Raw genomic sequence first — 15764 nt, forward strand, 5'->3', positions numbered from 1 at the left:
CAATGGCGTATTTAAGTATTCGGAATGTCGAGATTACTTATAAAAACCATAAAACGGGCAAGGATTTCCTTGCCCTTTCCGGTGTTAGTCTTGACGTGGAAAAGGGAGAGTTTGTTACCATTGTCGGGCCCAGTGGATGTGGAAAGAGTACTTTACTGCTCTCGATTGATGGCCTACTCCCCCATACGGGCGGAGAAATCCTGATTGACGGCAAGCCTGTGACCAAACCCGGGAAAGACCGTGCGCTGGTATTTCAAGAATTTGCCTTGCTGCCATGGCGTACGATTGAGCAGAACATCTGGTTCGGACTGGAGCTTCAGGGGGAAAAGAAGGAAAAATTGCAATCAGCGGCCGACCGCTTCCTAAAGCTGACCGGACTTGCACAGTTTAAAGACCATTTTCCCCATCAATTATCCGGCGGTATGCGGCAGCGAGTGGGAATTGCGCGAGCCCTGGCTGTAGATCCCGATATCCTGCTCATGGATGAGCCCTTCGGAGCTCTTGATGCACAGACACGGGAGATTATGCAGAATGAACTATTAAAGATTTGGGATGAGAATCGGAAAACCGTATTTTTCGTCACTCATGGTATCGATGAATCCATTTATTTGGCCGATAAGATTGTGGTCATGAGCGCAAGACCAGGAACAGTCAAGGAAATTATTGATGTCAAACTGCCCCGCCCCAGAGGTTTGGAGGTTAAAGAAACTACTGAATACGCAAGACTTCGGAGACGTATCTGGGAACTGCTTCAAGACGAAGTGACGGCATCAGCCGGTTGGAGTTAAGGAGGTCATGGAATGGGGTTGAAAACGGAAATTGCATCTGCTGCTCCTGTACAACCTGCCGCAAAGGGGATGCTTCGTAATATTACATCACGAGTGAAGTGGGGAATCGGTTCGGTTCTTGTATTCCTTCTGTCCTGGGAGTTTGTAGCCGCACTGCGCCTGGTTGATCCGCAGTATATTAGTCAACCAAGCCATGTGGCTGGTGCAGGAATTAAATTGTTAGTGACTGGTGATTTCTACTATTCTGCTTATATTTCATTGGTCGAATTAGTCACCGGGTTTATACTTGCTGTTCTCGTAGGGGTGGCACTGGGATTACTTATGGGTCATTACCGGATAATAGGTGGGCTTTTTGACCCTATGCTCATGGCACTATATGCGACACCACGTATGGCGATGATCCCTTTATTTGTCATTTGGTTTGGAGTGGGGATGGGAAGTAAGATATTTGTTGTCTTCATTGGGGCTTTATTTCCTGTCTTAATCAATACCATAACCGGAATCCGTCAGGTAGATCGAATATTAATACGCGCCGCACGCTCTTACGGAGCTACGGAATGGCAATTATTTACGAAAGTGTTTCTTCCGGGAGCCTTGCCGGCTATATTGACGGGAATCCGCCTTGGATGGGGTCGTGGAATCCTTGGTGTTGTAATCGGGGAGATGTATGTAGCAATGGCTGGTCTTGGTTACATGATATCTACAGCTGGGAATGCCATGCAAACAGATCGGTTGTTTTTCTTAATTCTTATTGTAGCTGGTCTAGGATTTCTCGGGACGAGCGCCTTCCAGCGACTTGAGCAAAAGTTGACTCCATACCGAGAGGAGCAACAAGGGGCATGAGAAATTCACAAACATCAAAATGGTTTAGATGGTACCATAAAAGCGAACAATTGATTCTTGGGTTCACTGGCATGATCTTGGTGGTTGCCGTATGGCAAATGGCCTCAGCATTGGGGTGGATCAATACCTTTCTGGTTAGCAGCCCTTCGCAAATACTTTCGTCAGCTATTGAGCAGACGACTAAGGGGGCAATTTGGGCAGATTTCCAGGTAACAGCCATAGAGTTCATCATTGCCTTTGGGATATCTGCAGTTATTGGTATTTTATGCGGTCTGGTGATGGGCTGGTATCGTCACATCGAATATGTCGCTGATCCGTTTCTTTGGTTCTTTTATTCAACCCCATTGATTGCGTTCTATCCATTATTTGTTATGTGGCTTGGTCTTGGTTTTAAAACGGTTGTCATGATGGGATTCTTAATGGCGGTTATCCCCATTACCATTAATACATTCGCCGGTGCCAAGGGAACAAACCCGATTCTTATTCGCGCTGCGCGTTCTTTTGGGGCGACGAATCGGCAAATGTTACTGAAAATATCTCTTCCTTCCGCCTTACCCATGATTGTTACCGGTTGTCGAATCGGTGTAGAAAGATCGTTGATTGGCGTGATTGTCGGTGAAATGTTTAGCTCGAACTCTGGCCTCGGCTTTCGTATCAGTTATTACGGGTCACGACTGCAAACCGCGAACCTCTTTGTATCTCTCGTTCTTGTGGTTCTCTTTGGACTGATCCTCACACAATTGATTCGTTTAGTGGAAGCACGCCTGCAAAACTGGCAGCCCAAATCATAATAAGGAGGATTTGCTTTGCAAACCATGCATCCTGTTGTTTTACATGGATCGACCGCGTGGGATCAGGAACGACTGCCACGGGATGAATTTAATGAGCGATTGCAATCCATTCAAGAAATGATGAGACAGAATGAAATCAATGGTCTTATTGTGTATAGTGACTGCCGGGACTATGCCAGGTTATGCTATATCACTAACTATATACCCAAACACAGTTGGGCAATTGTACTGATTCCGGTTCATGGAAAACCCCGTTTACTGGCCAAAGTTGCAGGTTCTCGGGATATTCCTTCTGTCAGTGTGTTGACCTGGACTGATGATATTAAACCGGCACAAAACATCACCGGGGAGATTGAGCTGTTCGTTAGCGAAGTCGCAGAAGATGGGCAGCCCGTCATAGGAATTTGCGGGAAGGCGGAGATGAGGCATACCGTATATACAGAAATTGCGGCTGGATGCCAGGGAAATTCATTAAAGGACATGGATATCCCCTTTGATCAATTGTTACGACATAAACGCCCCCGTGAGATTAGTGTGATGCGTGAAGCCAGCGGGATCTTAAATTCCGTGGTGGAAGCGATGAAGGAGATTCAGCGCAGAGGCGGCAGTGTGGTTACAACAGCTGTGGAAGCGGAACGTGTCGCCAGATATCTGGGAGCCCATGACGTGAGAGTGTTATACAGCACGAATCACGGGAAAACCTTAGAGCCTTTTGAGACGCTGTCTGATGTGCGTAACGATCGCCTGGTTAGCTATGTGGCAGTCGAATGTCTTGGATATTGGGTGGAAGCGATGGTGACATTATCACAGCAAGCTAGCCCCATTGATCTTCGAGCTGCTGAATTACTACAATTCTTAACCCAGTCATTAAAGCCAGGTGCGAAAGTCGGGGATTTGGTCCATCAAGCAGAGGAAATGGTTCAGCCCTATCAACTTCATCCGCTGATTCAAATTGGATTTGGACACAGCATTGGATTATCAATAGTAGAAGCACCGTCGCTACATGCATCCCGTTCAGAAAATAAAGTTGAAGCAGGAACTGTCTACTCCCTGCACGCTGGACTGACAGACAACAAAGATAATAACGTATTGCTATCGTCTATGATGCTGGTAACAGAAAATGGAAATGAAATCTTGTGGTCGTCGGTAGGGCAGTGAGGTGCTTTCATGACAAAATTACATTCTCTTGCTGAATATGTGGTTCATGCACAGTTCTCTACCGAAAGGAGCGAGCTTTCTGCCCATATCCTAGATACCGTGACAGCGTGGATTTGTGGTCAGGCTACTCCTGAGGGAGAACAATTAGGCAAGAAATTAAATGAAGAGCATCCCATTTTTCGGGGGGTGCTTCAAGATGATGTTTTGAACCAAGTCATAGTGAACTGCGCGATTACGCGTTTATCAGAGATTGATGATATCCATCTTGCTTCCTGTATCACCCCGGGCTCCGTGATTATCCCTACGGCATTGACCCTATGTTCTAATTTAAAGGTAGACTTTTCGCTTACAACCTTTACGGATGCGGTAATTGCAGGGTATGATCTCATGACAAGATTAGGAAAAGCAATTAAGGGTACGGAGCTGCTGTACCGGGGGATTTGGCCAACTTATTTTTGCGCAGCCTTTGGAACTGCAGCAACGAGTGCCCGAATACTTGGATTATCGGAAAAGGAAACGGTCCATGCCCTTGCTCTCGCCCTCAATTTATCGACCGGTGGAATAAGCAGGGGGAGTGAAATGCCATTTCGCTGGTTTACTCTTGGTTATGCAGCGAGATCCGGGTGTATGGCATCTTTAATTGCAGCGAAAGGATTTACTGGAAGTTCGCAAATGCTGGAGGGGAATTGGTTTGAACAAACATACGGGATCGAAGCGGATACTGCGGCTATAGTTGAGGATCTTGGCCAGGATGGAATCCTAAAGAGGATCAGCATGAAACCGTTTTGCTCGGCAAAACAAGTAATTCCTTCGATTTATGGATTTACCAAATTGCTAGATCAGGGGATTTCACTGGATGACATCAAGGAGGTTAACTTATTTGTTCCCCTTCCGTTTGTATCAATGATTAAGAACCGACCGACCAATAGACTCTCATCTCTATCAAGCGCACCCTATCAGTTAGCGGTAGCAGCGTATCATCCTGCTGGATTATATGATATTTCCCGCAATGAAATCCTTAATTCCGAGGAAATTCGATCGTTTATGGATAAAGTTCATGTTATTGGAGATTCCACTTTACTTTCGTATTATCCTGAAAAATGGCCTACAAGGATCGAAGTCAAGACTACTTCACATGGAATAGCAAGCGAGATGGTTACGGACTCACCCGGGGACCCCGAAATGAAGTTAAGTTCAGAGGAAATGAAGCGAAAGGTTCATTCTTTTCTCGATCCGATTCTTGGAGCCCGGCAAGCAGCAGAAGTGATCGAACTTGGCAGGAATTCCGTGTTTGATAAATGCTCCCTTTTAAACTTATACAAAACCATCAGGCGATAGTTTAAGGGTGTAACTTTCTGTCCTATCCATTCAGCACCTCATGACTTGGACCAAAGAAAAAAGAGACTCTCCGGAGTCTCTTTTTTCCTGTTCTGCAATGGCTTTTATCGCGTTCTATTCCGTTTTCCAACCTCACTGAAAACGTAATCAATTCAGCAATCCCTAGGCTGCCGGCATGTATTGGCGGTCTCGTTACGCTAAAGGGCAGCAGCATAGTTGAAAAGATACCTTCGCTGTTTATAATATGACATAAGTTGGCATATTTAAGGTTTATAATGGTCGGTAGATCAACGAAAGGAGTGACAGATCATGAAACCTCTAAATGGAAAAGTGGCTTTGGTGGCAGGTGCAACACGCGGCGCTGGTAGAGGAATAGCTATCGAATTGGGAGCAGCAGGGGCCACTGTTTATGTGACAGGACGCACGACACGAACACGACGCTCCGAGTACAATCGTCCTGAAACTATTGAAGAAACCGCTGAACTTGTAAGTAATGCGGGTGGTCGAGGAATAGCGGTTCAAGTGGATCATCTGGATCCTTATCAGGTTCAGGCTCTTATTGCTCGCATTGAGAATGAACAGGGGAGACTGGACATCCTGGTCAACGATGTGTGGGGGGCTGAATATTTGGCACAGTGGAACGTGCCCGTGTGGGAGCATTCCCTTGAGCGGGGGCTTCGCATGCTTCGGCTTGCGATTGACACGCATATTATTACAAGCCACTTTGCAATACCCCTGTTAATCCAAAACAAGAATGGACTGGTCATTGAGATAACGGACGGCACGGCAGAATACAACGATAAAAACTACCGTTTATCACTGTTCTATGATCTAGCCAAGACGTCTGTCATTCGTATGGCTCAGTCTTTAGCCCATGAACTTTCACCATACAAATGCACCGCAGTAGCAGTGACTCCGGGTTGGATGCGTTCTGAAATCATGCTTGAACACTATGGTGTTAAGGAAGAAAACTGGCGTGACACCACTGTGAAGGAACCTCATTTCATCATCTCGGAATCGCCTCGTTTTGTAGGGCGCGCCGTTGCCGCGCTAGCTGGAGATCCGGAAGTTGCCCGATGGAACGGTGACTCTGTTTCAAGCGGTAAGCTCGCGCAAGTATATGGTTTTTATGATCTTGACGGCTCACAGCCAGACTGTTGGCGGTATCTCGTAGAAGTGCAGGATGCAGGCAAACCGGCGAATGCTGCTGGTTACCGTTAATATTCAATAAAATAGACCGGATTCAAGGTTCTATAGGAAGAGAACCTCACATATTGACATTATATCTTGTGGTAACTATAATGGTTACAACGGTGGTGATACAAGTGAAGCAAATCAGTACGCGCTTTTCGATTGCAGTGCATACCCTTTCCCTAATTGCCGTCAGCCCGAAGGATTGCACCGGGGACTTTATCGCGAGGAGCGTTAATACGAATCCCGTGGTAATCCGGAGAATTATGGGGATGTTAAAAAAGGCGGGGTTAGTGGACGTTCGCCCAGGCGTAGGGGGCGCTACCTTGCTTAAGGATTCCGACCGGACTACGCTTCTTGATGTTTATCGTGCCGTGAACGCGACAGAGGAGAATCAACTGTTTCGCATTCACGATAACCCAAATTTCGATTGCCCGGTTGGGCGGAATATCGAGCAAGTCCTTCAAGCGGAATTGAGAGACGCCCAATCCGTGATGGAACAAAGGCTGGCACAAACGACGTTAGACCAACTAATCGAAAAGTTCAAATAAAAGCTCCCATCAGAGCTTTTATTATATGCACTTGTTGTAATAGTAATTGTTATAACAGTAGTGATTACAAAAAAAATGGAGGAAACAGCGATGAAAATTTTAGTGACTGGTGCAACAGGGAAACTGGGAACGAAAGTAGTGAACACGTTATTGAAAACCGTACCGGCGAACCAACTAGCTATCAGTGTTCGCAATCCGGAGAAAGCGGAAGACTTTCGCGCGAAAGGCGTCGATGTTCGGCAAGGAGACTTTGATCGTCCGGAAACTTTGGATGCCGCCTTCGCGGGGATTGATCGGATCTTGATCATTTCCGCTGACGGGGACAATGACACCCGAATTCGTCAACATACGAATGCAGTAGAAGCCGCTGCCCGTGCGAAAGTCGGTTTCATTGCATATACGAGCATCGCGAATGCAAGCGAAAGCAAGAATCTCATGGCTCCGCCGCATCAAGCCACGGAAAAGGCCATTCTGAAAACAGGAATTCCTTACGCATTCCTGCGGAATAATTGGTATCTGGAGAATGAAATTTCGAGCATTCAAGGCGTACTGGCAGGAGCGCCTTGGGTGACGTCCGCGGGTTCTGGAAAGGTAGGCTGGGCCCTCCAGCAAGATTATGCGGATGCAGCAGCAACCGTTCTTACAGGAAACGGACATGAGAATAAGACTTACGAGTTGTCCGGCAAGCCGCTCACGCAGGAACAATTGGTGTATGCTCTTAGCTCTGTACTGGATAAGGAAGTTCCCGTGCAGCAAGTCGATGATGCCGCCTATGCCGACATCATGAAAAATGTTGGTGTACCGGACTTCGTCATCCCGATTCTTGTCGGGATCCAACAAGGAATTCGTGAAGGCACATTGGATGTCGAAAGCACCGATTTCGAAAAGCTGCTTGGTCGGCCGCTAACGCCAATTCACGAGGCTCTTAGCCAACTTGTACGAGCAAATTCCTAAACACCGTAAGGAAATTGACACGACCGACCTCTTCTGGAAGCAAGAGAGGTCGGTTTTTTTACGCGGTAACTAAGTCCCGTCGAGGTCAACGGTAAGCGGGGCCACGACTTCCCGGCGATCGTCGTAGCCGAAGGGGATGGGATCAAGCTCCGCTTCTGGCACGGACGAGGCGCCGAGCACCCGATGCCATCCTTGACGGAACGCGCAAACAACTCTCTTTCGATTTACAAATTTTATGTTCCGGGTATTGACGTGGGTAACTTCAAATACTATTGTAGCAGAGAGCGGACCGAATACAGGGTCTCGTACAAATAGACATTTTTCTGATGAGGAAGTGGGAGCGATGAAGAAACAATACAATACGCGGGCCATCATGGCGTCGCTGCTCATATGCGGCTTCGTCGGCATGTTCAGCGAGACGGCGCTCAACATCGCGATCAGTAATTTAATGGACGTGTTCCGAATTTCTGCCGCGACCGCTCAGTGGTTGACGACAGGGTTCCTGCTGACGCTCGGTATTCTGATGCCGATGACCGGGCTGCTGCTGCAATGGTTTACGACGAGACAGCTGTTCATCGGCTCGCTCGTGAGCTCGATCATCGGCACATTGATCGCGGCGCTCGCGTTCAATTTCGAAATGCTGATGGTCGCTCGCGTACTGCAGGCGGCCGGTATGGGCTTGTTGATCCCGCTCATGTTCAATACGATTCTCGTCGTCTATCCGCCGGAGAAGCGCGGGGCTGCGATGGGCTTTGTCGGTCTCGTCATTATGTTCGCGCCGGCGACCGGCCCGACCGTGGCGGGTCTCCTGATCGAATATTTAACATGGCACTACATCTTTTGGCTCTCGCTGCCGTTTTTGGTCATAGGGCTGTTGATAGGGCTGAAGTATTTGGAAAACGTCACCGACGTTACGAAGCCCCGCATCGATCTGCTGTCCGTCACATTGTCCACGATCGGCTTTGGCGGCGTCGTCTTCGGCTTCAGCAAGGCGGGCGAAGGCGAAGAAGGCTGGACCAGCGCGATCGTGGTCACATCGATCGTTATCGGGCTGGTAGCGCTCGCGCTGTTCACGTTGCGGCAGACGTTTATGCGCGAGCCGATGATGAACCTGCGCGTCTTCAAGTACCCGATGTTCTTAGTGGGGCTGCTTATGGTGCTGTCGTGTATGATGATTATTTTGTCGAGCATGATTATTCTGCCGATGTATCTGCAGAACGGCATGAGACTTTCCGCGTTCGCCGCCGGGCTCATGCTGCTGCCGGGCAGCGCGCTGAACGGCATCCTGTCGCCGCACATGGGGCGTTTGTTCGACAAATATGGGCCGAAGTGGCTCGTCATTCCCGGCCTCGTCGTCGTTGCAGCGATGTTATGGTTTTTCTCCGGCATTACGCCGGCGTCTTCGGTCGGTTTCATTGTCGCCCTGCATATCGGCCTAATGGTCGGCATCTCCATGGTGTGGATGCCGGCGCAGACGAACGGCCTGAACCAGCTGCCACCGGAGCTGTATCCGCATGGCACGGCGGTCATGAACACGCTGCAGCAGGTCGCAGGCGCGATCGGCACGGCGATCGCGATCAGTATCCTTATGAGCGGCATGGAGAATTATTTGCACGACTCCCCCGCGCCGACCGAGCTGACCGAGATGGCCAACGCGATGACGTTAGGCTCCCAGAACGTGTTCTTGTTCGCGATGATTGTGACGCTGATCGGTCTGGCCACGGCGTTCTTCATCCGCCGCGTCGTCGTCAACCATGCGTCGATGAATCCGATGCATTGATGTTACGAAAGGGTACCCCTGCAAAAATCCGGTATTCCTGAAGGAAAACATATTTGGAGGATTCCCGGTAAGCGGAATATTTATGGTGTGTCTGTTCCGCATCTTGACACAAGATTTATCGAAAATAAAAAATCGTTGCTATTTGGACCGTTATAGTATTGATTGGATTGGACTAGATTATCTAGTCCTTTTTATTTTACAAATCCCAAATAGGGATCTGGCACTTATTTTTTTACTAAATCAAAATAGCACTAATATTTGTGTATAACAATATAAGAAGAAGGCCAAGACATATGTGCAAATACAATGTAACACCTATTTTTATAAAAACTAGCTATAGTGGAAGCTGATTTGCACGCTATAAGGATTATCCGGTAAGGTTTCTTTGCCGCACTTCTTGTCGTATACCTTATAACTATCATATAATAGTATATAAATATTTTAATCTATAAGATTATAATCGAGACAGAAAAGGTGTATGACTAGGTCGCGCCTTGGCTTGGTGTGACTCCTAAGCAGGAGCGCCTACATCCTTTCTGCGAATTTTAAATGTATAAGGAAGGTAAAAATGAGCAACAGAGAAACTAAAACAGACGTTATCTTAATTGGTGCCGGAATCATGAGTGCGACTTTGGGGACACTTCTGAAAGAATTAGTACCGGACTGGGAAATTACAGTATTTGAGAAGCTCTCAAAATCAGGAGAGGAAAGCTCTAACGAATGGAATAATGCGGGAACGGGGCATGCGGCACTGTGCGAGCTTAACTACACGGTCGAAAAACCGGATGGATCTGTAGATATTAGTAAAGCTATCAAAATTAATGAACAGTTTCAGGTTTCAATGCAGTTCTGGTCTTATCTTGTAAGCAGCAAGCTGATACATAATCCACAGGACTTTATCATGCCATTGCCTCATATGAGTATGGTACAAGGGGAACAAAATGTAACGTTTTTAAAGAAACGTTTTGAAGCGATGTCAAATAATCCTCTGTTTCAAGGGATGGAATTTTCCGATGACCCTGGAAAACTGATGGAATGGATTCCGCTTATTATGCAAAACCGTCCATCGAATGAACCTATAGCGGCAACAAAAATCGACTCTGGAACTGATGTCAACTTTGGTGCTTTAACGCGCATTTTGTTTGACCACTTAAAGAGCAAAAACGTTGATATAAACTACAAACATAGTGTTAATGATATTAAACGTACTAGCGACGGCTTGTGGGAATTGAAAGTGCGGAATCTCGATAGCGGTAACGTCGAACGCCATACTGCAAAATTCGTCTTTATCGGAGGCGGGGGAGGAAGCCTGCATTTACTGCAAAAATCCGGTATTCCTGAAGGAAAACATATTGGAGGATTCCCGGTAAGCGGAATATTCATGGTGTGTAATAATCCGGAAGTTGTAGCGCAGCATCATGCAAAAGTATACGGCAAAGCTAAGGTTGGAGCTCCACCAATGTCTGTACCGCATCTTGACACAAGATTTATCGACAATAAAAAATCGTTGCTATTTGGACCGTTTGCCGGCTTCTCACCAAAGTTTTTAAAAACCGGTTCCATGTTTGATTTGGTAACTTCCGTAAAACCGGATAATCTCGTAACTATGTTGTCGGCAGGTGCAAAAAACATGTCATTGACAAAATACCTGATCGAGCAAGTAATGTTATCGAAAGAAAAGCGCATGGAAGAGTTACGAGAGTTTATCCCGAACGCCAAAAGCGAGGATTGGGATTTAGTAGTAGCGGGCCAACGTGTGCAAGTTATCAAAGATACTGAAGCTGGCGGCAAAGGTACACTTCAATTTGGAACGGAAGTTATTAGTGCCGCCGATGGCTCGATTGCAGCATTACTAGGTGCTTCTCCAGGTGCTTCTACTGCTGTTCACGTTATGCTTGAGGTAATAAAAAAATGCTTCCCGCAACATATGAAAGAGTGGGAACCGAAAATTAAAGAAATGATTCCTTCTTATGGCGTGTCACTAATGGAAAATCCAGAGCTTCTGCACGAAATTCATACTTCAACAGCAGAGATGCTTGGTCTAAGCAAAAAAGAGTTAGTCTATAGTTAATTATTTGGATGTAGAAACAAAGGGATTTAATGAAAAAGTTTAACCAACATTTTTTATCAATGGACAATCGCTTCTCAGAAAGCAAGAGCACGACATAATGAGGCTGCCGCGGAATCATGCTGTAGCCTCATACTCGTTTAAGGTAAACAAGTCATTTATTAAAGATTGGGTTCCAGGAGCGAATGTGGAGAATTATATTGTTTCGGCTATTATAAAAGGGATAAAGCCATAAATTATACAACAAAGAATTAGTAGCATTCAATAAATAAGACACTTCCGTTACAAAGGAAGTGTCTTAGTTCGTCAGAAGGTCAAATCGAATTCTATTGGTTTCGTGAAAAAACTTCTCATGTAGAGAAAAACAACAACACCTATTGTAATTGGATAATACGGTAAAGGTGTTGTTTTGCTTTTTTGCAAAAAGAAAAAGAGGGAAATCGGACAATGTTTGTGTCGTTTATGGGATAATGTTTGTGTCGTCCGACAGGTTAACATACAAGGGGTTTTATCGAACTATAAACATATGTACAAAATACGGGTTTTGTGAATATGTCATGGAATAAAGTTAGTATGACTCTTGTTGCTTGTTGAATAATTTTTTCATTCCGTCAATTACCCACACCAACACCCGCCCCGTCGGACGACACAAACTTATCTTTTTAATTCAGTAGCCGAATGTCGTCCTAAAATCAAAAAAATAAAAAGCGTATGCCGCATAAGCGCAATACGCTTTTTATTAACCATTAAAAACCGTTTAAGCTGCGCCTAGTTTCGTGCTGTCTTTTTTGAACTTACGTTATAAGTTATTTTCAAGATAGTTCAATTAATCCTTGCTAATAGCCAATCGTATTGCATCAACCATTTCGTGCACCTCTCTTATGCTATGTTTTGAGACCCAGATAGGTAGATTGAATCATAGGATTATTTATTAACTCGTATGAATGACCACTTAATACAAATTTGCCTTTATCCATTATATATGCACGGTCGCTTATTTTGAGAGCGGCCTTCACATTTTGTTCAACGAGAATAACGGTCATTCCAAATTCATCTCTCACACTTTGTAGAATTTCAAGTATTTCACGAACAATTATTGGTGCAAGGCCTATCGAGGGTTCATCTAACAAAATAATCTTTGGATCCGACATCAATCCTCTTGCAATAGCAAGCATCTGTTGTTCCCCACCACTTAAGTTTCCCCCCATATTATTAAGATGTTTTTTAAGAGAGGGGAAAATTTCTAGCATTTTATCTATTTTTGATTTCATTAAGTTTTTTTTCGTTTTTTGATAGTTATGATACATACCTAATACAAGATTTTTACGGACAGATAAGCTGGAAAAAATTTGCCTTCCTTGTGGGACAAGGCTGATTCCTTGCCTTACGATCTTATAGGCAGGGAGACTGAATATGGATTCACCATCAAGTAAAATCTCGCCCTGACTTGGTCTATATAACCCCGCCAGTGTTCCTAATAATGTACTTTTCCCAACACCATTGGCGCCAATTATGGATACAATTTCACCGGTATTCACATGGAAGCTGATCGAATCAATCGTTCGAATAGAGCCGTGATAGGTTACAAGTTCTTTCACCTCAAGCAATTAGAATACCTCCTCTCCCAAATAAGCTTGAATTACTTTGGGGTCTTTTTGTATTTCCTCAGGACTGCCTTCAGCAATTTTATTTCCAAAATCCATTACGATAATCCGGTCCGCCATTTCCATGACAACCCTCATGTCATGTTCTATGAATAAAAAAGAATACCCCTTTTTTCTCATATTTAAGATAACCTGAGTAATTTTATTCTTTTCACTATCGTTTAGACCTGCCATGGGTTCATCTAATAAAACCAGTGTTGGATTTGAAACAATCGCTCTTGCGATTTCCAACAATTTCTGAAGACCGTAAGGAAGTGTTTCCGCTCTCTCATACATTCTGCTTTTTAAACCAACCAATTCCAAGGCTTCTGAAGCCATATAAAAAGACATTTCCTCATCTTTTTTCACACTTGGCAGTCGGAATCCTGCAGTCAATATAGTTGTGTTTAATTTTATATGTGTCCCTAACATAACATTTTCTAAAACCGACATATTCTCAAATATAAGTAAATTTTGAAACGTTCTTGTCATTCCCAATTTGGCTAAGGTATGAATTTTTCTTGCACTAATCTTCTCTCCTTTAAACCGGACTTCCCCTTGGGTAGGCATAATAACATTGGAAATCATATTAAACAACGTTGTTTTTCCAGCCCCGTTCGGTCCAATGACAGCAACTATTTCCCCTTCATTTATATTAAAAGAGATATCATTGACAGCCAGTATGCCGCCAAATCTTTTTGTTAGATCATCAATCTCCAATATGCTCTTCCCCAATTGTTACCTCCTCCTTTTTATAAAAAAGAGTCTGAAATCTCGTTTTCAATTTATCTGTTACTTTGGTAATAATTGAAACCAACCCACTTGGCATCAATATTAATACAAGAATATACATGAACCCGTATATCAGAAGCCCCAACTCTCCTCCCCCGTTCATAAAGGAAGAAACAATCCAATCTATCAATTCAACCAATAAGGTCATGATAGAAGCCCCCAAGATGGCCCCCCAAGAAGAACGCGCCCCACCAACAAAGAGCATAATAAGAAATTGGATCGAAACACTAACCTGAAAAGAAAATGGAGAAATAAAATTAAAGAAATGCGCATATAGACTTCCGGCCAAAGAAGCGAACACTGCGCTAATCACAAAGATATGCAATTTATATTTTGCAACGTTTATCCCTTGCGTTGAAGTGGCTATTTCGCTGCTGTGAATACCACGCAATATTCTGCCTACATGAGATTGAATAATATTCATGGAAAATAAAGTAACCACAAAAACAATCGACCAGACAAGAAAATAATAGGACAATCCCTCCAGGGGGAAGTTAATAACAGATAATTTCGGTATTCCTATTAGCCCCTGAGCCCCTCCTGTAAAATTATACATGCCTACAATTAAAATAAACACAATCATATTAAAAGCCATGGTTGCCAAAGAAAAGAAATATTCTTTTAATTTTAATGTTGGAATTCCCATCAAATATGCAAAAATTGCTGTAACAATCATCGCTATTATGATTGCAATCCAGGGGGATATTCCATATGCAGTTGTTAAAATACCGGATGTATAAGCGCCTATCGCAAAAAAACCTGCCTGACCAAGTGAAAGCTGTCCCGCGTAGCCCGTTAATAAACTTAATCCAAGGGTCACAATACTATAAATCCCGATTAAAATTAATACAGTCAATAAATAAGAAGAAGAAAACAAGAAGGGAGCAATAAGAATTAAAGCAAGCATTGTCATTAAACTTTTCCAACGGCCATTATAAAGAATCTTGCGGATATCCATATGATTACCTTCCTTTTAGACTCGTTTTCCTTTTGATTTGGCAAACAATCCGTTGGGTAATAAAAATAGGAACAAAATAAGTATGACAAAACTGATAGCGTCACTATAGATCGTCGATATCATCCCGGCAGTAAAAGATTCAAACAATCCCAGGATAAGTCCTCCGACAACCGCTCCAAAAACATTAGTCATACCTCCAATAACCATGGCCATAAATCCTTTTACGCTTAACATCAGCCCCATGTCATAAGTAATACCTGAAATAGGGGCAACTATGATTCCCCCAATAGCTCCAATTGCCGCACTTATCGTAAAAGAAAGCATTGACATATTTCGAACATTAATACCCACCAGTTGTGAAGCTTCCGGGTTAATCATACACGCCTTTAATGAGGTTCCCAGTATTGTTTTTTCAAAAAATATATAAAGAACCAATAAAAGCAATAATAAAGAAATGATGACCAAGATCCCCTGTGGAGGCAATACAGCGCCGTAAATTCGAATTGGTACACTTCCTATAAAGGAAGAAGTGGATTGAGGAGACGTTCCCCAGATAATCAGTGCCAATCCGTGAAGAAAGATCCCTAACCCAACAGTTATCGATATTAAAATGATTATAGGTGAATTCCGGGCAGTGTAAATTGCAGTTCTTTCTATAAATATTCCGATGATTGCTATTAAAATGATAGATAGCACGGCCGCTGGCAGTAAAGGCAAACCTAATTTGTAAATGGAAACGAATATCATACCCCCTAACATAACAAAATCACCCTGAGCTAAATTTAGGATTCCAGTCACATTATAAAAAGTAACCAGTCCTATAGCCACAAGGGCATAAATGCTTCCAGTAAGTATCCCGGTGATAGTAAATTGAACAATTTGTTCGGGCATTTTCCTAAACCCTCTTTC

The 15764-nt window shown here is 44.2% G+C and carries 15 protein-coding genes; 11 read left to right on the plus strand and 4 right to left on the minus strand.

Features of this window, described 5'->3' with window-relative positions; all coding sequences use genetic code 11:
- The first annotated feature begins 2 nt into the window (after positions 1–2).
- The 11 genes from FKP33_RS20525 (at position 3) to FKP33_RS20575 (ending at position 11465) form a co-directional block, all read left to right on the plus strand.
- The gene (locus FKP33_RS20525) at positions 3–788 is read left to right on the plus strand and encodes an ABC transporter ATP-binding protein (protein WP_141336232.1); all 786 of its coding nucleotides are present in this window, start codon (positions 3–5) and stop codon (positions 786–788) included.
- A 12-nt stretch (positions 789–800) separates the two neighbouring features.
- Positions 801–1631, plus strand: coding sequence for an ABC transporter permease (locus FKP33_RS20530; protein WP_127609818.1), 831 nt, complete (start codon positions 801–803; stop codon positions 1629–1631).
- Entirely contained in the window at positions 1628–2422 is a 795-nt protein-coding gene (locus tag FKP33_RS20535) for an ABC transporter permease (protein ID WP_054796221.1), read from the plus strand. Before FKP33_RS20530 ends, FKP33_RS20535 begins: the two co-directional genes overlap by 4 nt.
- A gap of 24 nt (positions 2423–2446) precedes the next feature.
- Positions 2447–3580: a M24 family metallopeptidase gene (locus tag FKP33_RS20540; protein WP_258313506.1), complete on the plus strand. Its 1134-nt coding sequence runs from the start codon at positions 2447–2449 to the stop codon at positions 3578–3580.
- Between the two features lie 9 nt (positions 3581–3589).
- On the plus strand, positions 3590–4918 hold the full coding sequence (locus FKP33_RS20545) for an MmgE/PrpD family protein (RefSeq protein ID WP_141336234.1): 1329 nt from the start codon (positions 3590–3592) through the stop codon (positions 4916–4918).
- Between the two features lie 309 nt (positions 4919–5227).
- Positions 5228–6139, plus strand: coding sequence for an SDR family oxidoreductase (locus tag FKP33_RS20550; RefSeq protein WP_141336235.1), 912 nt, complete (start codon positions 5228–5230; stop codon positions 6137–6139).
- A 104-nt stretch (positions 6140–6243) separates the two neighbouring features.
- Complete coding sequence (locus FKP33_RS20555) at positions 6244–6660, plus strand: Rrf2 family transcriptional regulator (RefSeq protein WP_141336236.1); 417 nt, start codon at positions 6244–6246, stop codon at positions 6658–6660.
- A gap of 90 nt (positions 6661–6750) precedes the next feature.
- Complete coding sequence (locus FKP33_RS20560; protein WP_141336237.1) at positions 6751–7614, plus strand: SDR family oxidoreductase; 864 nt, start codon at positions 6751–6753, stop codon at positions 7612–7614.
- Positions 7615–7957: 343 nt separating this feature from the next.
- Positions 7958–9394, plus strand: coding sequence for a DHA2 family efflux MFS transporter permease subunit (locus tag FKP33_RS20565; RefSeq protein ID WP_141336238.1), 1437 nt, complete (start codon positions 7958–7960; stop codon positions 9392–9394).
- 87 nt (positions 9395–9481) lie between these two features.
- Entirely contained in the window at positions 9482–9550 is a 69-nt protein-coding gene (locus FKP33_RS28610) for a malate:quinone oxidoreductase (protein WP_373423932.1), read from the plus strand.
- A 397-nt stretch (positions 9551–9947) separates the two neighbouring features.
- A complete protein-coding gene (locus FKP33_RS20575) occupies positions 9948–11465 on the plus strand; it encodes a malate:quinone oxidoreductase (protein WP_258313507.1) in 1518 nt (505 codons plus the stop codon).
- An 881-nt stretch (positions 11466–12346) separates the two neighbouring features.
- Here FKP33_RS20575 and FKP33_RS20585 read toward each other — a convergent pair.
- Genes FKP33_RS20585 through FKP33_RS20600 form a run of 4 tightly spaced genes read right to left on the minus strand, consistent with a single transcriptional unit; the run spans position 12347 to position 15746 of the window.
- Positions 12347–13060, minus strand: a complete 714-nt coding sequence (locus FKP33_RS20585; RefSeq protein WP_258313508.1) for an ABC transporter ATP-binding protein — start codon at positions 13058–13060, stop codon at positions 12347–12349.
- 9 nt (positions 13061–13069) lie between these two features.
- Entirely contained in the window at positions 13070–13840 is a 771-nt protein-coding gene (locus FKP33_RS20590; RefSeq protein WP_127610716.1) for an ABC transporter ATP-binding protein, read from the minus strand.
- The gene (locus tag FKP33_RS20595; protein ID WP_141336241.1) at positions 13815–14855 is read right to left on the minus strand and encodes a branched-chain amino acid ABC transporter permease; all 1041 of its coding nucleotides are present in this window, start codon (positions 14853–14855) and stop codon (positions 13815–13817) included. The genes FKP33_RS20590 and FKP33_RS20595 overlap by 26 nt, the downstream gene beginning before the upstream one ends.
- Positions 14856–14870: 15 nt before the next feature.
- A complete protein-coding gene (locus tag FKP33_RS20600; protein ID WP_141336242.1) occupies positions 14871–15746 on the minus strand; it encodes a branched-chain amino acid ABC transporter permease in 876 nt (291 codons plus the stop codon).
- Between the last annotated feature and the right edge of the window lie 18 nt (positions 15747–15764).

This window comes from Paenibacillus sp. tmac-D7, from assembly GCF_006519665.1.
GTDB lineage: Bacteria > Bacillota > Bacilli > Paenibacillales > NBRC-103111 > Paenibacillus_G > Paenibacillus_G validus.

Excerpts from the sequence above, each read along its gene's own strand:
- FKP33_RS20525 (WP_141336232.1), top strand. The coding sequence starts at position 3 with ATGGCGTATTTAAGTATTCGGAATGTCGAGATTACTTATAAAAACCAT.
- FKP33_RS20530 (WP_127609818.1), top strand. The coding sequence starts at position 801 with ATGGGGTTGAAAACGGAAATTGCATCTGCTGCTCCTGTACAACCTGCC.
- FKP33_RS20535 (WP_054796221.1), top strand. The coding sequence starts at position 1,628 with ATGAGAAATTCACAAACATCAAAATGGTTTAGATGGTACCATAAAAGC.
- FKP33_RS20540 (WP_258313506.1), top strand. The coding sequence starts at position 2,447 with ATGCATCCTGTTGTTTTACATGGATCGACCGCGTGGGATCAGGAACGA.
- FKP33_RS20545 (WP_141336234.1), top strand. The coding sequence starts at position 3,590 with ATGACAAAATTACATTCTCTTGCTGAATATGTGGTTCATGCACAGTTC.
- FKP33_RS20550 (WP_141336235.1), top strand. The coding sequence starts at position 5,228 with ATGAAACCTCTAAATGGAAAAGTGGCTTTGGTGGCAGGTGCAACACGC.
- FKP33_RS20560 (WP_141336237.1), top strand. The coding sequence starts at position 6,751 with ATGAAAATTTTAGTGACTGGTGCAACAGGGAAACTGGGAACGAAAGTA.
- FKP33_RS20565 (WP_141336238.1), top strand. The coding sequence starts at position 7,958 with ATGAAGAAACAATACAATACGCGGGCCATCATGGCGTCGCTGCTCATA.
- FKP33_RS20595 (WP_141336241.1), bottom strand. The coding sequence starts at position 14,855 with ATGGATATCCGCAAGATTCTTTATAATGGCCGTTGGAAAAGTTTAATG.
- FKP33_RS20600 (WP_141336242.1), bottom strand. The coding sequence starts at position 15,746 with ATGCCCGAACAAATTGTTCAATTTACTATCACCGGGATACTTACTGGA.